Genomic DNA, 19,580 nt, shown 5'->3' with positions numbered 1-19,580 from the left:
GAAAACCTCATGTATTTTAGAGATGCTTTCAATACAGCTGCTTAATTTAGAGAAAAGCACCTGCGTTTGAAGCATTTTTTTATTCCTTTTGATTTCCTTCAACATAGCACCAGCAGCCCTGTCTTTGTTGAACTGTCTATAACTATATGATATAAATAATAGGTAATGAATATTTTTTTATTATAAAGCATCTCTATCATGATAATGGAGGAAAACGGATGGAATTAAATATGGGTACAAATATAAAGAAAAGACGTCAGGAGTTAGGTCTTACTCAAAAAGAGCTTGCGTCAGGTATATGCACACAGGCACAAATAAGCAATATTGAAAAAGGTGTGCTGAATCCTTCCAGTCTTGTTTTGTTTGAACTCAGCAAAAGGTTACTGGTTGATATGAATTATTTCTTTGACACCAATCCTGTAAATTCCAACGGGCATTTTAATGAAATAAAAAACATGATACACCAGTTGAAAGCGCAAAGGAACTATACTTCCATTAAATATATTGTAGACAATGAGCTGACAGTTAATATTAATAGATATTCTTCTTATGAACATCGCTATTTATTATGGCATAAAGGGATTTCACTTTATCATCTAACAAATAAGTTTAAAGAAAGTGTCCGGATGCTTGAGGATTTATTAAGTGTAGAAAACACCGATTCTGATAAATTGCTGAATATTAATGTAAAAACAAGTATTGCCACCATATATCAGGATGAAAAAGACTATCATAAAGCTCACCAGCTATACAAAGAAGCCTGGGATCAGTTAGAAGAAATGGAAGAAACAGATGATTTTGAAACAGAGCTGAAAATTCTGTTCGGTTTATCTCAGGCGCTGACTTATTTAGGGGAATACAACGAATCAAAATTGTATAGCTTACGGGCGATATCTATTTGTGTGAAAAGAAATACACTCTATATGCTTCCGGACAGCTATTATCAGACTGGTAATAATCTGGTGAAATTAAATAGAAAAGAGGAAGGCTTAGCTTATATCCAAACAGCAAAGACTTTATTTGAGATTCAGGGGAATACGAATATGGTGAATATTGTGAAGGGAATTTTGGAGGAGCACAAATCTATATAGGAATGTGTATTGTGGGTAGTATAATGTGAAAAGATGAATATTGCTGCAGATAAACATAAAGCGGATAGAATTAACGTTTTCTATCCGCTTTATTATATATTATTGATTGACCGTCTATCAATCAATAATATACATTTTTTCAATAATATTTTTAACCTTTTCATCATCGCCGGGATCAATAGAGACTAATTCTGGATTTTCAAGCATCTCTCTCATTTCCTCCTTAACGTCTTCTAAATCAATATCGTCAGGACGGGGAGTGCCTCCATACCAGCGATTTCCGTATGGAATGTTATAGACATTGATGGTGCCGTCGCCATTGCCGCTATATGTTACCATACCATCTACAATACGGGAGCCGGATACCTGAATAACATCCTCCGGATAACTGACATCATTCTCCTCATCATTTGGATCAAGCGGTGTGCCTGCAGGAACATGATCTACATATAATTCATCGATATCCTGATTTGGTCCAAGCTGCAGCCAAACGCGGGCATATTCAATTTCTTCGGAGGAATAGCTGGATAATGCATTATCATCATCTTCTGAAGAGCTGTCATTACTTTCTTCATTTTCAACTGAGCTGTCGTCAGAAGAATCAGTATCCGATTCTTCACTTGAATTATTATCCGTATCATTTTCATTGGAATTTTCATCAGACTCGTCTGTTGCAGTACTCTCATCAGATTTATTATCATCTGTCACATTGTCATCTTCTGCTGTACCAGGTTCTTCAGCCGCTTCATTTGTTGCAGAATCATTATTATCACTCTCGTTTGTATTATCCGAGCAGGCAACCAGTACAAAGGTGATAAAAAGCAGGAGAAGGATACAACTGGTAAACTTTATTTGTTTCTTCATTTTATGACCGTTCCTTTCTTTTAATTAAAAATAGTTGTTATGCTATGAATGCCAATTCAATAAATATGATAAATTAATCATAAAGTATTCTGGGCGGCTTGTAAAACTTCGATAATCAAAGTAAATGGATAATTGAAGAAATATACTAAAAAATGAAAATCCGAATTGATAAAACGCATAATAAAGACGAACTGGTTTATTGGACAAGAAAAAGCTTTTGAAAGCAAGGATTACAGACAATAAACTCGTTTAGAATAAAAGAATTAATGCTGAAAAAGCAGTATCTGAGAAATTATATGTACAAAAAAACTGAGTCGAGCTTTAGCAGCTTGATTCAGCTTTTTTAGATAAATATTATCTTTTTCTTTTATTTTTCTTATTATCTAAGTTCAGGAACTCGCTGTTTTCACTTGCAAATTCCGTATCATGACCTGTTTTATTATGCTTATTGCGATTATTTTGTTTTCCTTTATCCTTGTTGCGATTTTTATTTTGTTCAGACATGATGGCACCTCCTGTAAATATTCATGATAATTTATACAATTAGTTTAACCATACATTTAAAAATTATAGGTGTACCATAAATATAAATTGTGAAGCAGGTATCTATTAGAAAAAAAATAGAATTTATGACATAATGGTATATCGAACGAATGTTTCTAATAAGTGAAAATAATAGTTGAAAACTGATTAATATGGCTTTAATGGAAAGGCGATGAATTCGAAATGGGAGTCCGGTTAATTTTAGCAGAAAAACCATCCGTCGCAAAAAATATTGCAGACGCATTAAAAATAAAAACCAAGAAAGATGGTTATTTTGAAGGGGATAACTATGTCATTACCTGGGCATTTGGCCATCTGGTCGAGTTATATGATGCAAAGGACTATGATGGAAAAATGCGAAGCTGGAAAATGGATAATTTTCCTTTTATCCCTTCTGAATTTAAATATAAGATAAAAAGCAGTCCCAGAAACCGGGCACAGACAGATGGCGGAGCTGCAAAGCAGTTAAAAACAATCCATACTCTGATGAGACGGAATGATGTAGAAGCAATTATTTCGGCATGTGATTATGACCGGGAAGGGCAGCTGATTGCTGACAGTATCATCTACCGGGGCGGTAAGAAACCAAAGGCTGCGGTGTATCGCCTGCTCTTGAATGAATGGACGCAAAATGAGGTGCTGCAGGGGCTGGAAAATCTCAAGCTGAATGCGGAGATGCAGCCGTTGCGGGATGCAGGGGTCAGCAGGCAATGGGCTGATTGGGTTATCGGCATTAATCTGACCTCCGTAGCAACTTTAAAATATCAGCAGGGGAAAAGTAAAGCACTCAATATAGGAAGAGTACTCCTGCCAACATTAAAAATCATCTATGACCGCGATCAGGAGATAAAAAATTTCAAACCTGAGGATTATTTTAAACTGACTGCAACCTTTCAGACAGCAGATAAACAGGAATATGAAGGTATTTATACAGAAAAGAAAGAGGATAAATTTAAGAAAAAAGAATTATTAGAGCCAATTCACGAGGCAATTCAAAACAAGCAGGCTGTCATTACAGATAAGCAGGTGGAGAAGAAAAAGGAATTTCCTCCGTTTTTATTCAATTTATCCAATCTGCAGGGGGTTATAACGAATAAGTACAAGGGATGGACTTCTGATAAGGTGTTAAAGGTGGCTCAGTCACTTTATGAGAAAAAGCTGATTACCTATCCAAGAACGTCCAGTATTGCACTGGAAGAGAGTTTAGTTGGAAAAACAGCCCATGTGTTAAAGGTACATGCTGAAGAGCTTCCTTATAAAGATGAAATTAAATTTATGAAAACAAAACGTGTTTTTAATAACGCAAAAGTGGAAAGTCATAGTGCAATCATTCCAACCTATATGAAGCCGAAACGACTTTCAGCGGATGAAGGAATTGTGTATACAGCAATTAAAAACCGCTTTATTATGCAATTTATGCCAATTGCTGAATATGAGGAAACAAAGCTGACTACGAAAATTCTGGAAGTGGAATTGCCAGGTATGTTCCATTCAAAAGGAAAGGTTCAGCTTGTGGAAGGCTGGAAAAAAGTTGAGAAAATCCAATCAAAAGATACATTACTGCCTGCGGTGAACAAGGAGGAGCTTGTAGATGTAACAGGTGCTGAGGTCACTTCCCATGTAACCAAGCCGCCAAAGCATCATACGGAAAGAACCCTGCTGCGTGTCATGGAAACATGCGGAAAAAGCTACAAAGAGGATGAAAGTGAAGAGCTGCTGGGCAGTATATTAACGGGTTTTAGTATTGGTACAGCTGCAACAAGAGCGGAAACCATTAAAAAATTAAAAGATGTAGGCTATATTACAACCGAAAGCAAGCATCTGCTTTGCACAGAGCTTGGCAATCGTCTTGTTGAGATCTTTCCTGTGAAAAATCTGTTTGACTTAGAATTCACTGGACGTCTTGAAAAAGGATTATCAGATATTCAAAAAGGAAAAGCGAGTAAACAGGAGTTTCTCCGGCTTGTTTTTGATTTCACCACGGAGTCAGTTGAAACAATTAAAGATGGAGAAGACATTATTATTAATAAAGTAGCCTCCACACGGGCAACCAATGAAGTATTGGGGACATGCCCGGAATGCGGCGGCAAGGTGATAGATGGTTATAAAGCCTTTAACTGCAGTAATTGGAAAAAGGGCTGTTCCTTTGCGATTTGGAAAAATGATAAATATTTAGCCTCGATGCGGAAAAAACCGACGAAAACAATGGTGAAAAAACTATTGAAAGAGAAGAAAGTCTTTGTGAAGGGTCTGACAAGTAAAAAAGGCAAGAAATTCAATGCTTATTTAAGCTATGAGAAGAATAAGGAAAATGACTATTATAGCTGGAAAATGGAATTTTCCAAGTGAAATAACCTGTGATGGATGTGCGCATTCCCAAGTTTCCAAGCTTTTAGCCGGGATATAGTGTATAATGGAAGCAGAGGTAGCATTATTTTAATAAACGGAGATATAAAGAATTGTATTTACCATGCTAAATTTTCCTCTAGACAGGATGCCCAACATGAAAAAGGTTATCGTAAGCACAAAGGAAAATCTGGATTATGGTACATTAATATGGATTTACGCAAATAACCGTAAAGTATACCGCAGCAGTAAAAGCATTGATGCCGATACGCCATTCCACCGTTATGATTCGCATTATATGGGAATGGTTGAAGATCTGTACAGAGATCAGGAAAAACATCCCCTTTTATTTCAAAGGATGATTGAGAGATCGGACCGGATTTTTGGAGTATGCTTGAATAAACGGCGAAATAGTGATGGTACACGGGACACGATAGTTCTATTTTTTTCGGATTGGGACAGTGTGCAGGATTTTGCTGAAGATGTCTTCCCAAGGCTATTAAAAGAGGAAGTAAAGAGAAGAAAAGCAGCTAAACAAAAATGGCTGGAGAGAGGGAAGCTATTCTCTGAAAAGAAAAAAATGTCACAATAAATGTTTTGGTAATCAGATAAGCTGTCCATGAGGTGATGTCACTTCATAGGGCAGCTTTTTATCTGAATTCATATGCTTAGAAATTATGTCTCTTTTAACTGAAAATATTGCTTAATCTCTCCAAGAATATACCTTCCCGTTTCGAGGATCATAAAGAAGATCAATGAAATCGCCGGGTCTTGGCGGATATAGTAAACTGACAATCTGTTTTACCTCTCGCCGTATAGGGTCATGCTGATAGGTAAATTTGAAATACTTAAAAATGATTCCTTTTCACATAGCAGATTGTGTAAAAAGGCAGTATACTAAAAAGTAGCATTTATTATTTAAATTTTCTGGATTTCAAAAGTTTATCAGATTGTCATTCACAACACAATAGAGGGGAGGCTATACGATTGGATAGGAAGTATAATGATTTAATTGGAGATATGATTAAAGAAAATGACTACAGCTATGAAAAAGATTTACCAGGCAAGGGGAAGCCTTTGGCTAAAGATTATATTCAAAAGGATACTTTTCAACAATTTCAAAAAATAGCGAAGGATGCCGGCTATTTGCCCCCATGGCTGAAGCTGCAAAAAGAAATCAGCTTATTAGTGCAGGAAGCGCAGACAGAAGGGGATATCAAAAAAATTAACAAGCAGATTAAAAAGCATAACCGAATTTGTCCGGCGCCATTGCAAAAGAAATTTGTCAGCTTAGCTGATCTGGAAGCAGCGAAGAAAGAGTGGTAATCATAAATTAAAACTGGACCTGCAGGATATAGCTTATCCTTACACAGGTCCAGTCGGATTTCTCTTATACTTATTCCACTTTCTTTCCTTTTTTGTAAACAATTTTATCAGCTTGGACAGCTTTTATATCTTCCATTGGGTTTTCTTCGATAATGATAAAATCAGCGAGTTTGCCTTCCTCAATAGATCCTGCATGATCGTCGATTTTCAACAGCTCTGCTGCGTTAACAGAAGCGGATTTTAATGCCTGCAATGGTGTTAAGCCGGCATCGACCATCTGTTGAAGCTCCTGGGAAGATCCATTTTCAAAATCATTATAAGCAGTGCCGGAATCTGTTCCCATTGCAATTTTAACTCCAGCTTTTGCCGCTTTGCCGATACTTACAATGTGTGCTTCCTGGACAGCGAGAGATTTTTTAACCATAAAATCAGGTAATTTGTCCGGATGCTGATTAATCGCCCATGGAGCCATTAGCGTTGGCACTAGGTAGGTATCGTTATCCAGCATCATTTGTATCGCTTCATCGTCAAGATAAATACCATGCTCTATAGAATCTACACCTGCACGAATTGCGTTTTTGATTCCTTCTGTCCCTTGGGCATGGGCACAGGCTGTATAACCTTTATGGTGAGCTTCATCCACTGCAGCGCGCATTTCATCAACACTGAGCTGAATATCTTGCGGTGTTTCTCCATCAATACTTACACCGCCGGTAGCCATTAATTTAATGTTTCGTGCGCCATTTTTAATATTGGCACGGGCATTTTTACGAAGTTCGTCAACACCATCAGATTCCAGTCCCAACTCAACACCATGTCCGCCTGTCATCACAAGCGCCGGGCCGGATCCGATAATTCCCGGTGCAGTAATTTTATTTTCTTTTTCTAATTTAGATAATTGTAAATCAATGTCGTCAGAAGAACCAACATCACGTATATATGTGACTCCATGTTTTAACAGTTTGTTTAAGTTATCTACCGCAATATACGTATTTACGACTGCACCTGTTTTGACAGCATTAACGGAGGATAGACCGCCAATTTTGAAGAAAGGATCTAAAACAATATGTGTGTGGGCATTGATTAAACCGGGCATCACATATTTTCCTTTCAGGTCAATGATTTTATCTGCTTCTTTTGTTTCTCGATTGATAAATAGACCTGATTCTGTATCCACCGCAAAGTCAATTGCTTCAAAATCTGTGTTTTTGCCGGTAAATACCTTGGCATTTTTAAATAAAATCGTAGTCATTCTTGTCTCTCCTCATGATTGATTTTTCTAATGTTGTATGAAAAAATTTAGAATACAGATAAATATATCATAAAAAAAGAGAGAATTGTGGGAATTTGTCTTAGAATTATTTTCTTGAAAATTAAATAATAAAAGACATCCTTTAATTGGCCCGATGTAAAAGCCGTTAACCAATTAAAGGATGTCTCAATAAATGCAGTTCTAATTTTCTCGGTCAGTCCAATTCCAAAGTCGCGTTTCATCCAGCTGTAGGGCATAGACTTCATCATTTTCCCGCAGCTTTAGCAGCTCTTTTGTCGGCCCTGTAACCACCACACCGTAGTGGTTAATCCCGTTTTCTTCAAAATATTGTATGGTATCGTCGATATGCAAATCATCCCAAACATATTTATTAGCCAGCTTTTCGTGGTCTGACAGGAAATGCAGCACTTTAAAAAATTGCTCATGCAGCATCTCACTGTCTCCATCTTCATAAGTGGGGGAAGAGTTGGTTTCAGAAACAGTCCCTGAGCCAAACAAGCCTTTTTCTTCCTCTCTTTCTACGGTATACATATCCTCATCCAGCCAGATGGGAGCTGCTGGAAATCCAAAAAAGAATGGATCTGAACTAGAAATAAAATTAATTTCATACTCATCTGACATGTCACCTTTTTGAACTCCAAACCAAAGAATTTCTAAATTATAGTTATCGAAGAGCTCAAACACTTCATCTGTATTAAGAAACTCATCAAAAGAAATATAAGCAGAGGATACTGTTCCTTCCGGTAAATTTTCCAGATGTTCCCAATCTGAGTATTGTGCTTCTTCTTCACCAGGCAGATAAAAACCAGGCGATGCGGAATTGTCATTTGTAAATAAAGTATCATTCTGCTCTCTTAAATAAGAAAAGAAGAAGGACGATTCAGATTCACCGACTTCAAATATTTCATCACCAACCTGTTTTCGCATCGTTGTTTCTACATCCAGTCCGAAGAATAAACCGCCCTGTGCTGAAGAATAGGACAAGCTGCCATAGGGATCTGTCAGTGCAGCAGTATAATCTTTAACATTCATGATGATTTCTGATTTGTCCGGTGTCCCCCAGGAGTAATAGATCCCGGTACCTATCATGCTAATAAATAAAATACCAATAAATATAATAAACACGAAAAAAGTTGTCTGAATCCGGGCTTTCCATTTTCCTCTCCGCAGGATTTTCTGCTCTTTTTTATTGAAAGGCCTATTCTCCTGCTTCTCTCCATTTTCAAAGATGTTTTCCAGTGTATCTAGTTCCTTTTCAAATGCTTCCTTCTCTTCCTCTGTTAATTCACCTTTTTCATAGGCGTGCAATTTTTCTTCAAATGTTCTTTTCATTGATTTTCATCCTTTCTCTGCCTGATTGCCTGTCTTCCGCGAAACAATATTATTTTAAAATGGCCGAGTTTTACATCCATTATCTGAGAAGCTTCTTTATAAGACAGCTCATGAATATCATGAAGAATAATAGCAGTCCGCTGTTTATCCGGCAGCTGGTCAATGAGTGTCAAAACTTCTTTGACCTCTTCACTTAAAATAATCTGATGATGAATGTCTGCGTCATTTTTCTGTAATCGTTGAAAGAAATCTGTTTCGGTAACGATGCTTTTTCGATGCTTCCGGTAGTAATCAATATAAGTACGATAAGCTACAGTGAATAGCCAGGATTTCACATTTTCATTATGATAAAATTCCAGATACAGATAAGCCCGTAAAAATGTTTCCTGCACCAGATCTTCGGCTGTATAATGGTCGCGACTCAGAGAAAGAAGGAAGTGATAAATATCTCGAAAATATAATTGATAAACTTGATCAATTGATTTCATGTGTTCCTCCTTTCCGTCTACACATAACACGTTTCATATTAAAAAAAGTTACAGATTTATTTCAAGTATTATGAAATAAAATATATAATTGCCAAAGAGGCTATATGTATGGCGGCATCACCGTATTTCAACGATTGTCTGCATATTAAGCGGTAAATCCGTTAAAAACTTTGATACGATTAAGAATATACATAAAATGAAACCAGATTGAAACCTTATTACAAATAAAAATTCTTCTATTTTAGGGGGAGAAAAATGAATGAGCAGAGTAAAAGAAATAAAATTGCCTGGGAGCATCGGGCATATGAGTTTTGGAATAAAAGATATGGAGCACCGGAAAAATTAGCTGAAGAGATAATAAAGAATCCCATTACTCATCTGAAGAAGCATAAGCAATATTTTAGACATATAGAGGGGAAGAAGGTTGCCAATCTTTGCGGATCTAATGGGAGAAAAGCAGTTCCAATTGCTTTACTTGGAGCAGACGTTATTGTATTTGATATCTCAGAAGAAAATAAGCAGTATGCTCTGGAGCTTGCCGGGTATGCCAAAACCACTATTGATTATATTGTGACTGATATTTATGAAATTGACTTATCTGCGTATCAGAACTATTTTGACGTCTTATATCTTGAAGGCGGAATCCTGCATTACTTTGCTGATATTGAAAAATTGCTGAGTATTCTTTATGCGCTGTTAAAAACGAATGGGAAAATGATTTTGAGTGATTTTCATCCGCTAAGGAAGTGTATTTTGACGGATAGTGAAAAGGGAAGTTACTTTGGGAATAAGAATCTCCAATTAGGTGACTTAGCTTATAAAAATTTTTTTGATGAAGCGGAGCAGACTGATTTTCCGAGCGTTTCTATTCGTTTATATACATTGAGTGACATTATTAATGCTGTTATCGGTTCCGGTTTTCAATTGGAAAAGTTTGATGAGCATCGCGGCTGGAATGGGGAGGATATCCCTTGGGAATTTACGATACTCGCCAGAAAATGAATTGCAGGTGTATAGCATATGGATATGGATATACAGCAATTAAAAAAGGCTGAACAAAAGATAGGGAAAAAATCTACACAGGTGGAAGGAGATAAAATATGACGATTCCCACAATTATATTAGGCTGGATCGGTATTTTAATAACCCCCGTAAAGCTGTTTGCTAAAGCAAAACCGAATGTGTATGTAACCAATGTGGAGACTTTGTTATTTTTTGTGATATTAATGATTTATATTACATAATTGATTCAAGGATTTTAACTGTTAAATTATCGCAACAACTGATTGGAGTGAACACCTATGAGTAAACCGGTTATCCTGATACTCACCAAAGAAATTGATCTTTATTATACGTTTCGTGATAATATTCGGGAGGTTTTCGGAAATGAAATCCGGCTGCGCAGCAATCATTTTTTACCGGTTCATCTGGAGGATGTGGATTTAATCCTATCTTCGGCCCCGGATAGCCTGGTTGAAGATTTTATTGATTTTGAAAAGACAAAGGCACCTATGCTGATTGCCAATCGATCTATTGATTTTAAAAAGCTGGAAAAATTATTTGAATTGCCTAAAGCCACACGATGTCTGCTTGTCAGCAATGATGAGGCTATTGCTTATGAATCTGTAACGATGCTGAAGTATTTGGGGTTCGACTACTTAGACTTTTACGCGTACTCTCCTGATATGGAGCATTTACCTGATTTGAAAAATATAGATGTGGCGATTACACATGGATTGGCAAATCTTGTTCCGGCAGATTTGGAATCCGTTATTGATTTAGGAAACAGACGCCTTGATCTAAGTACACTTTTTGATATTTCAAAAATACTTAAGCGTAATTTTGATCATGCTCATCATATAACAATGGGTTATGTGAAAAATTTTGCCCGTATTGGCAGAGAGCTTGCCAATTCTGTCCGGAATGAGAATTATTTTAACTCCAGTTTGCAGGCTGTTCTCAATGCCGTGCAGGATGGTGTTGTTTTTATTGACAGTGAAGGACATGTTTCCTTATTTAATGAAGAAGCAGGCAATATTTTAGGGATAGACGGACAGGATATCTTACATAAGCACTATGCGGATGTATTACATGAATTTCAAATGGATAAAGTTATGGAGACCAAACAGCCGATTCCCAGACAACTGGTTCAGGTACGCGGTTTAAATCTGTTAGTTACACTAAATCCAATTTTGCTTGATGAAGCTTTTTCAGGTATTGTTCTTGTTTTTCAGGATGTGACACATGTAGAGCGGATGGAACAGGAGATACGGAAAAAGAAGCTGCAAACGGGATTAACCACAAAGTATTCCTTTGATGATAACATTGGCAGCGGCCAGATGATTACGGAGACACAGCATATTGCGAAAAGATTAGCCAAAAGTGACTATACCATATTAATCACCGGAGAAAGCGGAACAGGGAAAGAAATTTTTGCACAGTCTATTCATGAGTATTCTTCCAGAAATAAGGGGCCGTTTGTAGCAGTGAACTTTGCCGGGATTTCTGAATCGCTCGCGGAAAGTGAATTATTCGGCTATGAGGAAGGGGCTTTTACAGGAGCAAGAAAAGGAGGAAAAGCAGGTCTTTTTGAATTAGCACAAAACGGGACAATCTTTCTGGATGAAATAGGGGACGCGCCGCTGAAAATTCAAGCTGCTATTTTAAGGGTGTTGCAGGAAAGACAGGTGATGCGGGTCGGAGGAAATAAAGTTATTCCGATTAACGTCCGGATTATTGCTGCAACCAATAAAAATTTAGAGGAGATGGTTAGAAATGGAGAGTTCCGTGACGACTTGTTTTTCCGTTTAAATCAATTGCCTTTAAGAATACCTTCTTTATCTGAAAGAAGGGAAGATATTCCCGATTTAATTAATTATTTCTTAGCACAGAAAAATAGCCAGCTGCATTTTCCGCGGGATGTGATGGATCAGCTTTCCTCTTACAGGTGGCCGGGAAATGTCAGGGAATTGGAAAGTCTGGTTACTTATTTGTCAGTTATTGTGAACGGACCGGAAGTGAGCCTGACTGATTTACCATCTAAAATAAAGGAGAATTCCCTGCCCGATTTACAGACAGAAAAAATAATAAGACTGCTTGAGCATTCAGGAGATACAAATGTTTTTAAGGATATTTTAGAATGCTTATCTATTACACAGAGTGAAAATACAGGAATTGGCCGTTCGACATTACAGGCAATGCTTTCTGACAAAATTTCTGAGAGCAGACTGCGTACAAAATTGGAAGTGCTGAAAAAATACGGTTTAATAGAAACTGGAATAAAGAAGCAGGGAACCAGGATAACGAAGCTGGGAGCAAAAATTATAGAGGCTATTTAAATTTAGGAGTGTTTATAGGATTGTTTTGGTTCTATAAACACTCCTAAAATTTATTTATTTTTTGAAAAACAGCTATATGAAGCTTTGTAATTAATTGGCATGTTTTTTGCATATTGTACACTATAGCATTTTATTTGAAAACAGCACAATAACTGTTAAGTGTTTTTTCAGAAAATAAGTATTATTTAGCAAATGGAGGTCAGATGCATGATTACATTAATTAAAAATGCAGAAGTTTATGCTCCCGAGTCATTAGGGAAAGCATCTATTTTATTGGTTGATCAAAGAATTGCCAAAATAGGTGAAGTGGATGAGGAAGCGGTAAAAGGATTAGGTATTGACTATAAAATAGTGGATGTTGACGGCGCTTATGCTGTGCCGGGCTTTATTGATCCGCATGTTCACATAATTGGCGGAGGCGGAGAGGGGGGCTTTGCGACCCGGACCCCGGAAATACAACTGAGCGATATGATTCAATCTGGGATTACGACAGTTGTCGGTCTGTTAGGAACGGATGGAACAACCCGTCATATGACCTCCCTTCTTGCAAAAGCACGCGGACTGGAAGAGGAAGGAATGACCGCATTTATTTATACAGGGAACTATGCCGTTCCTACAACAACAATTACAGCTAGTGTAAAAGAAGATATTATTCTGTTCGATAAAATCATTGGAGCGGCTGAGATTGCTATTTCCGATTCCCGCTCCGGACAGCCTTCCCTGCATGAATTGGCTAAAATCGCAGGAGAAGCACGTGTAGGCGGCATGCTCAGCGGAAAAGCTGGAGTAACACATTTTCACACTGGTCCCGGGAAGGAATATTTATCCCTGCTGCATCAGCTTTTAGAGGAGTATGAATTGCCTGCCTCGAATCTATATGCTACACATATTACCCGCAGTCAGGAGCTGCTGGATGATGCAATACGTCTGGCAAACAAGGGAAGCTATGTCGATATCACAGCTGATGATGAAACAGGTGAGTGGGTTGCGTATTATAAAAAGAATGACGGGGATATGCAGCATTTGACTATTTCTTCCGACGGCAATGGCAGTCTGCCGAAGTTTGATGAAGGAGGAAAATTGATCGGCTTTGGAGTCGCAAGCACACAAACGTTGTATCAGCAAGTCATTGCAACAGTGAAAAATCAGGCAATGTCTTTAGAGGAAGTTCTTCCGCTGGTGACAAGTAATACTGCCGCTGCTTTGAAAATGGATAGGAAGGGCAGGATTCAAGAGGATCATGATGCCGATGTACTTATTTTAGATAAAGAAACACTGTCGCTTGAGCATGTATTTGCGAAAGGGCGTCATATGTTAGAAAATAAAAAGCTTCTTGTGAAAGGAACCTTTGAAAAATAAAAAGAGAAAGGATTTTACAGATGAGAAAACAACCTAATTTATTTGAAGCTTTTTCGCCAATTGTTGTGATGCTGCTATTACTTGCTATCGGTTTTGGTGTGTATGGCTTCAGTCCAGAACCTTTGTTGATTTTAGCTTCTGTATATGCAGGGTTCATTGCATGGAGGTTAGGGTACACATGGGATGAAATGATGGAGGGGATCCAGGAAAAAATTAAACAGGCCATGCCTGCTATTCTGATTCTAATTTCGATTGGTATTCTTATCGGAACATGGATGATTGCCGGTACGATTCCAATGATGATTTATTATGGATTGAAAATTATTGACCCGACATTTATTGTCCTGATAGCTTTTGTCGTTTCGGCAATTATTTCTATTGTGACAGGAACCTCATGGGGATCAGCAGGTACTGTTGGAGTTGCGTTAATGGGAATTGCAACCGGACTTGGAGCAAGCCTGCCAGCAACTGCCGGAGCGGTTGTAGCCGGGGCTTATTTTGGCGATAAACTATCTCCGCTTTCAGATACAACCAACCTGGCTCCTATAGCTGCCGGCAGTGAGCTGTATGAACATATTCGTCACATGCTTTGGACGACCATTCCTGCTGCTGTTATCAGTATGATTGTATACTTATTTGTAGGTTTCAATGTTTCTTCAGCTGAAGCTTCTACTCCAGAAACGATGAATGTGATGCTGGAAACACTGACAGCTATGTTCGATTGGAATATTCTTCTGCTGATTCCGCCGGCAATTGTTTTATATGGCGCAATCAGAAAAAAGCCGACCCTGCCAACCATTATTGTTTCATCTATCGTTGCCGGGATTATAAGTAAATTTGTCCAAGGATTCAGTGTAACAGATATTTTTGCTTCGACGGTTACCGGATTCGATGTAGCTATGGTAAACCGTACAAATTTTGATCCTAATACAGTTATACCCGAAGTGCTAAGTCTCGTGCATCAGGGTGGAATGCAATCCATGACAGGTGTAGTTCTGATTGCTTTCTCTGCTTTTATTTTTGCAGGAATCATGACGAAATCAGGATCACTGGAAGTAATTATTCAAGCACTTATGAAAGTGGTGAAACGTACAGGAGACTTAATCCTGACCACTGTACTTTCATGTATTACGATGGCGTTGGTTACCGGGAATTCATATCTTTCTATTATTGTGCCGGGGGAAACCTTTAAGGACACATATAAGAAAAATAATTTACAGGCTAAAAACTTGTCCAGAACTCTGGAGGATTCGGGAACCGTCGTTGTTCCGCTTGTTCCCTGGTCCTCAGCCGGGGTATTTATGGCCGGAACATTGGGAGTTTCAACGTTGAGCTATGCGCCATGGGCGATTCTTTGTTATATTGGATTTATTTTTGCGATTATTCTGGGTTACACAGGTATCGGTATTGCAAAAATAACAGATGAAGATTCTGGAGATAATCCGGAAGTTAAAATAGAAAAATAAATATTACTCACTTAAAACATCCTCTTTTTGATTTGTTATCTGAATCAAAAAGAGGATGTTTTACATCTTTTATAAATTCATGAGATACTATAACAAAGAAAATATATAAAATTTTTCAGAAATGAGGAGAGGCAGAATATGAAAATCTTATTAGTCGGAGCAACAGGATCAATCGGAGAAATCGTATATGAAGAGTTGAAGAATGATGCAGAATTTATTCTGGCAAGCCGAAATTCTTCAGAATATCCAGTAGATATTACTTCTGAAGAAAGCATAAAAGCACTTTTTGAAAAGGTCGGTCAGGTAGATGCTATTATTTGTGCAGCTGGTTCGGCACACTTTGCAACGGTGGATGAGCTGACACCGGAGCAGAATATGATTGCTGTAAATAGCAAGCAGCTGGGACAGGTGAATCTGGTATTAATCGGCCTGCACTATCTGAAAGATAATGGAAGTATTACACTGACAACAGGTGTATTAATGGACGATCCATTGAAAACAGCATCCTCTTCTGCAATGGCAAATGGCGGTGTATCAGCATTTGTTAAATCAGCAGCGATTGAAATGCCGCGTGGAATCCGGATTAATCATGTCAGCCCGTCCATGCTTGAGAAATCGAAAGAAAAATATGGTAAGCTGTTCCAAGGGTTTGAGCCCGTTTCCTCCAAACGGATTGGATTAGCCTACAGGAAAAGCATTTTTGGTGCGCAGACAGGGCAGGCTTATAAAGTTTATTAAGTAAGTAAAGAAGCAGATCAAACACAATGTTCGATCTGCTTTTCTCTCTTAACCTTGTATAAATAATTCTATTACATGTCCTTCCGCTTCAAATGACTTCATACCATCCTTTTTCTCAAACTGGACAGAGTCAAGAATAAGATGTTTATGCACCAGCTTATTAAATTTAGTTAAAATGCGCCGGGAAGCAGCATCTGTATCCACAAATAACTGCACACGCTGTTCGACTGGCAAATTCAATTCTTTGCGGTAGGTCTGGACAGCACGGACAAATTCTCTGACAAAGCCTTCTTCTTTTAGTTCTTCTGTTAAACGGATATCTAACAAAGTTATAAACATGTTTCCTTCCGTTAATGCAAATCCATCTGTACCATTCTTTTCAATAAGCACATCCTCTGTTGTTAAAGTAATTGTTTCACCAGATTGCAGGGTAAAAGGGTATTCCTTATCTGCGATGAATTTTTCTTTTTCGGCGTCAGATAATGCTTCTACTTTATTTTTTAATTGACCGACAGCTTTGCCGACTTTCGGACCGGCAACAGAGAAGTTTAGTTTAAAAGCTAATTGTACAAGCCGATTATTCAATTGCTTAAATGGTACATCTTTTACGTTCAACTCTTCTTTGATAATGGATTTATAGTTTTCTAATCCATCAAAATCAATATCCTCTTTTGGCATCACAACCAGTTGAGATAAAGGCTGTTTTGTTTTTATTCCCGCAGTGTTCCGCAGAGAACGTCCTTGCTCGATAATTTGTAGTACAGCATCCATATCCTTTTCGAGTTCTGCATCAATTTGTGCTTTATCAGCTTCCGGGAAATCGGACAGATGGACACTTGAGCCAATTAAATCAGAGTAAATTTCCTCCGTTACGAATGGTGTATAAGGCGCCATGATTTGCGCGAGCTTTTTCAGCACTTCAAATAAGGTATGGAATGCTGCCCGCTTATCCTCTGTCATTCCTGTACTCCAGAAACGCTGTCTGGAACGTCTGACATACCAGTTGCTGACTTCATCGATAAATAATGAAATCTCCCTTGCCCCTTTGGTGATATCATAGGCATCTAAGCTTTGCGTGACCTGCTGAATTACCGTATTCAAGCGGGAGATCACCCATTTATCAAGCATGGTCTGTCTGCCCTCTGAATCTTTTTCAGGGTGAAAGTTATCGATTTTGGCATACATCTGATAGAAGGAATACACATTTAAAAGTGTATCCAGCACTTTTGATTTTGCCTGGCTGACGGTCTTTTTGGAAAAACGCTTATTATTCCACGGGGAGCTGTCGGCAAGTAAAGCCCATCTGAGTGCGTCCGCGCCAAATTCATTGATTAAATCAATGGGTGATAGGGCATTTCCTTTACTCTTGGACATTTTCCGTCCGTTTTCATCTAAGATATGTCCTAGTGACAGCACGCGTTTGTATGGTGGTTTCCCGGTGAATAAGGTGGAAACGGCCAATAAACTGTAAAACCAGCCTCGTGTCTGATCAACACCTTCGATAACAACATCAGCAGGGTATTGGCTCTGGAAAAACGCTTCATTTTCAAAAGGATAATGATACTGGGCAAACGGCATGGATCCACTGTCAAACCAGACATCAATCACCTCACTGGTCCGGTGCATCTTACCTCCGCAGTCACAGGCAAAATGGATGTTATCTACATAAGGCTTATGCAATTCAATATCCTCGGGGAGCGGATCGACAGACAGCTTCCGTAATTCTTTGATGGAGCCCGGTGATTTCTGTGCTCCGCAGTCATCACAGACCCAGACGTTAAGCGGCGTTCCCCAGTAGCGGTTTCGCCCGATATTCCAATCGACCATATTATCCAAGAAGTTGCCGAATCTGCCTTCTTTCATATGAGAAGGAAGCCACTCCGTCTTTTGGTTATTTTCTATCATCTTTTCTTTTACTGCCGTTGTCTTGATAAACCAGCCTTCCATTGCATAATAGAGAAGGGGAGTGTCACAACGCCAGCAATGCGGATAGCTGTGCTCATATTTTTCTTTATCAAATAGAAGGTCTTTTTCAGCAAGCATTTTGATAATATCTACATCACAGTCTTTGACAAATTTTCCTGCAAGCGGCGCAATCACATCTTTATAGCGTCCTTTTGTATCGACAACATGAATAAAATCAAGATGATTCTCCTGAACAGCTTTATAGTCATCCTCTCCGTGTGCCGGCGCTATATGAACAATTCCAGTACCGCTTGTATCTGTCACAAAATCTGCACCAATCACTACATGCCCGTTGGAAACATCTGCAAAATCAAATGGCGGATGATAAGAAATACCAATTAAATTCTGTCCTTTGACAGCTTCTAAGACTTTATAATCTTCCTTCATCACATCCTGGGCTAACGATTTTGCTACGATATATATTTCATTTCCCTGCTGCAAACGTACATAATCCATTTCCGGGTTTACAGCGAGAGCTACATTGGCGGGCAGTGTCCACGGTGTCGTGGTCCAGCCTAACAGATACTCATTTTCTTTTCCTGCAATCTGAAACTTGGCAGTCGCAGATAAATCAATTACATCTTTATACCCCTGAGCCACTTCATGAGAGCTTAGGGAGGTCTCACAATGCGGACAGTAGGGAACAACACGATGGCCCTGGTATAAATAATCCTTCTTGTGGATATGAGAAAGGATGTGCCAGACTGATTCAATATAATCGTTATTCAGTGTGATATAAGGATTATCCATATCCACCCAATAACCAAGTGCCTCAGTAAATTGCTTCCATTCATTTTCATAAGTGAAGACACTTTTTTTACATTGCTCAATGAAGTTTTCGATTCCATACTCCTCAATTTGATCCTTCCCGCGGATGTTTAATTGCTTTTCGACTTCTAATTCAACCGGGAGACCATGAGTATCCCAACCTGCTTTCCGTAAAACCTGATAGCCGGACATGGTTTTATATCTTGCTACAAAGTCCTTTATTGTTCTGCCAAGAGCATGACCGGCATGTGGCAGACCGTTTGCTGTCGGCGGTCCTTCGTAAAAGACAAAGGTTTCTCTGCCTTCTCTGTTGGAAATAGAGTGCTCGAAAGTATGATTCTTTTCCCACTCTTTCCGAATTCTTAATTCACGTGCTGCACTTGCTTCCTTCATTTTTCTCACCTCATTAAATTAAAAAATCCCGATTCTGCGCAGAGAGAATCGGGATGGTTACATTCTTCATAAAAATAAAAAAAACCAACATAGTAGTGGTTTCGAATGGATTTTCACTACGTACTATCATACGCGTTCCGGATATCGGTAGAATGCCGTCAAAGTTTAATGTACGGTTAAGCCTTCAATTACTTACCGTTACTTTTTCAACTTTGCTTCTCAGGGAGGATTTTCATTATCTTTCTTAACGTTGACTTTCAGCACATGGTCAACTCTCTGTAGATAAGAGG

General features: G+C 38.5%; 16 protein-coding genes. 10 read left to right on the top strand and 6 right to left on the bottom strand.

The genetic code is table 11. The annotated features are described in order from the left end of the window. Positions 1-218: 218 nt before the first annotated feature. Positions 219-1,091 (top strand): helix-turn-helix domain-containing protein, encoded by an 873-nt coding sequence (locus tag BN1068_RS14295; RefSeq protein WP_077603524.1) that lies wholly within the window; start codon positions 219-221, stop codon positions 1,089-1,091. 117 nt (positions 1,092-1,208) lie between these two features. On the opposite strand, the gene BN1068_RS14290 is transcribed toward BN1068_RS14295, so the two are convergent. Both BN1068_RS14290 and BN1068_RS23680 read right to left on the bottom strand, forming a co-directional pair. Further along, positions 1,209-1,955, bottom strand: coding sequence for a hypothetical protein (locus BN1068_RS14290; protein WP_077603523.1), 747 nt, complete (start codon positions 1,953-1,955; stop codon positions 1,209-1,211). Positions 1,956-2,309: 354 nt separating this feature from the next. Beyond that, positions 2,310-2,459: a hypothetical protein gene (locus BN1068_RS23680; RefSeq protein WP_175637156.1), complete on the bottom strand. Its 150-nt coding sequence runs from the start codon at positions 2,457-2,459 to the stop codon at positions 2,310-2,312. 222 nt (positions 2,460-2,681) lie between these two features. On the opposite strand from BN1068_RS23680, the gene BN1068_RS14285 reads away from it, so the two are divergent. From BN1068_RS14285 to BN1068_RS14275, 3 genes are all read left to right on the top strand, one after another. Then, the gene (locus BN1068_RS14285; protein ID WP_077603522.1) at positions 2,682-4,847 is read left to right on the top strand and encodes a DNA topoisomerase; all 2,166 of its coding nucleotides are present in this window, start codon (positions 2,682-2,684) and stop codon (positions 4,845-4,847) included. A gap of 154 nt (positions 4,848-5,001) precedes the next feature. Beyond that, positions 5,002-5,436 (top strand): hypothetical protein, encoded by a 435-nt coding sequence (locus BN1068_RS14280; protein WP_077603521.1) that lies wholly within the window; start codon positions 5,002-5,004, stop codon positions 5,434-5,436. Positions 5,437-5,831: 395 nt separating this feature from the next. Continuing rightward, the gene (locus BN1068_RS14275) at positions 5,832-6,170 is read left to right on the top strand and encodes a DnaJ family domain-containing protein (protein WP_077603520.1); all 339 of its coding nucleotides are present in this window, start codon (positions 5,832-5,834) and stop codon (positions 6,168-6,170) included. 70 nt (positions 6,171-6,240) lie between these two features. Here BN1068_RS14275 and BN1068_RS14270 read toward each other — a convergent pair whose 3' ends face one another. The 3 genes from BN1068_RS14270 to BN1068_RS14260 all read right to left on the bottom strand — a co-directional run bounded on the left by BN1068_RS14270 (position 6,241) and on the right by BN1068_RS14260 (position 9,263). Then, complete coding sequence (locus BN1068_RS14270) at positions 6,241-7,422, bottom strand: metal-dependent hydrolase family protein (protein WP_077603519.1); 1,182 nt, start codon at positions 7,420-7,422, stop codon at positions 6,241-6,243. A gap of 201 nt (positions 7,423-7,623) precedes the next feature. Next, complete coding sequence (locus BN1068_RS14265) at positions 7,624-8,775, bottom strand: anti-sigma factor (RefSeq protein ID WP_077603518.1); 1,152 nt, start codon at positions 8,773-8,775, stop codon at positions 7,624-7,626. Beyond that, positions 8,772-9,263, bottom strand: coding sequence for a sigma-70 family RNA polymerase sigma factor (locus BN1068_RS14260; RefSeq protein WP_077603517.1), 492 nt, complete (start codon positions 9,261-9,263; stop codon positions 8,772-8,774). Before BN1068_RS14260 ends, BN1068_RS14265 begins: the two co-directional genes overlap by 4 nt. 255 nt (positions 9,264-9,518) lie before the next feature. On the opposite strand from BN1068_RS14260, the gene BN1068_RS14255 reads away from it, so the two are divergent. The 6 genes from BN1068_RS14255 (at position 9,519) to BN1068_RS14235 (ending at position 16,164) form a co-directional block, all read left to right on the top strand. After that, on the top strand, positions 9,519-10,265 hold the full coding sequence (locus BN1068_RS14255; RefSeq protein WP_077603516.1) for a class I SAM-dependent methyltransferase: 747 nt from the start codon (positions 9,519-9,521) through the stop codon (positions 10,263-10,265). Between the two features lie 98 nt (positions 10,266-10,363). Beyond that, a complete protein-coding gene (locus tag BN1068_RS23675; protein ID WP_175637155.1) occupies positions 10,364-10,507 on the top strand; it encodes a hypothetical protein in 144 nt (47 codons plus the stop codon). A 57-nt stretch (positions 10,508-10,564) separates the two neighbouring features. Further along, positions 10,565-12,601: a sigma-54 interaction domain-containing protein gene (locus BN1068_RS14250; RefSeq protein WP_077603515.1), complete on the top strand. Its 2,037-nt coding sequence runs from the start codon at positions 10,565-10,567 to the stop codon at positions 12,599-12,601. 207 nt (positions 12,602-12,808) lie between these two features. Next, complete coding sequence (iadA, locus tag BN1068_RS14245) at positions 12,809-13,960, top strand: beta-aspartyl-peptidase (RefSeq protein ID WP_077603514.1); 1,152 nt, start codon at positions 12,809-12,811, stop codon at positions 13,958-13,960. A 20-nt stretch (positions 13,961-13,980) separates the two neighbouring features. Beyond that, on the top strand, positions 13,981-15,426 hold the full coding sequence (gene nhaC, locus BN1068_RS14240) for a Na+/H+ antiporter NhaC (RefSeq protein ID WP_077603513.1): 1,446 nt from the start codon (positions 13,981-13,983) through the stop codon (positions 15,424-15,426). A gap of 138 nt (positions 15,427-15,564) precedes the next feature. Continuing rightward, positions 15,565-16,164 (top strand): short chain dehydrogenase, encoded by a 600-nt coding sequence (locus BN1068_RS14235; protein ID WP_077603512.1) that lies wholly within the window; start codon positions 15,565-15,567, stop codon positions 16,162-16,164. Positions 16,165-16,212: 48 nt separating this feature from the next. Here BN1068_RS14235 and ileS read toward each other — a convergent pair whose 3' ends face one another. Next, positions 16,213-19,290 (bottom strand): isoleucine--tRNA ligase, encoded by a 3,078-nt coding sequence (gene ileS, locus BN1068_RS14230; protein WP_077603511.1) that lies wholly within the window; start codon positions 19,288-19,290, stop codon positions 16,213-16,215. Between the last annotated feature and the right edge of the window lie 290 nt (positions 19,291-19,580).

Source organism: Oceanobacillus sojae, assembly GCF_900162665.1.
GTDB lineage: Bacteria > Bacillota > Bacilli > Bacillales > Amphibacillaceae > Oceanobacillus > Oceanobacillus sojae_A.
Note: the sequence above shows the minus strand (reverse complement) of the source record. Positions and strands in the feature narration are given on the sequence as shown.

Coding starts and splice junctions, on each gene's coding strand:
- BN1068_RS14290 (WP_077603523.1), bottom strand. CDS start 1,955: ATGAAGAAACAAATAAAGTTTACCAGTTGTATCCTTCTCCTGCTTTTT.
- iadA (WP_077603514.1), top strand. CDS start 12,809: ATGATTACATTAATTAAAAATGCAGAAGTTTATGCTCCCGAGTCATTA.
- BN1068_RS14270 (WP_077603519.1), bottom strand. CDS start 7,422: ATGACTACGATTTTATTTAAAAATGCCAAGGTATTTACCGGCAAAAAC.
- BN1068_RS14235 (WP_077603512.1), top strand. CDS start 15,565: ATGAAAATCTTATTAGTCGGAGCAACAGGATCAATCGGAGAAATCGTA.
- BN1068_RS23675 (WP_175637155.1), top strand. CDS start 10,364: ATGACGATTCCCACAATTATATTAGGCTGGATCGGTATTTTAATAACC.
- nhaC (WP_077603513.1), top strand. CDS start 13,981: ATGAGAAAACAACCTAATTTATTTGAAGCTTTTTCGCCAATTGTTGTG.
- BN1068_RS14250 (WP_077603515.1), top strand. CDS start 10,565: ATGAGTAAACCGGTTATCCTGATACTCACCAAAGAAATTGATCTTTAT.
- BN1068_RS14265 (WP_077603518.1), bottom strand. CDS start 8,775: ATGAAAAGAACATTTGAAGAAAAATTGCACGCCTATGAAAAAGGTGAA.
- BN1068_RS14260 (WP_077603517.1), bottom strand. CDS start 9,263: ATGAAATCAATTGATCAAGTTTATCAATTATATTTTCGAGATATTTAT.
- BN1068_RS14285 (WP_077603522.1), top strand. CDS start 2,682: ATGGGAGTCCGGTTAATTTTAGCAGAAAAACCATCCGTCGCAAAAAAT.
- BN1068_RS14255 (WP_077603516.1), top strand. CDS start 9,519: ATGAATGAGCAGAGTAAAAGAAATAAAATTGCCTGGGAGCATCGGGCA.
- BN1068_RS23680 (WP_175637156.1), bottom strand. CDS start 2,459: ATGTCTGAACAAAATAAAAATCGCAACAAGGATAAAGGAAAACAAAAT.
- BN1068_RS14280 (WP_077603521.1), top strand. CDS start 5,002: ATGAAAAAGGTTATCGTAAGCACAAAGGAAAATCTGGATTATGGTACA.
- BN1068_RS14295 (WP_077603524.1), top strand. CDS start 219: ATGGAATTAAATATGGGTACAAATATAAAGAAAAGACGTCAGGAGTTA.
- ileS (WP_077603511.1), bottom strand. CDS start 19,290: ATGAAGGAAGCAAGTGCAGCACGTGAATTAAGAATTCGGAAAGAGTGG.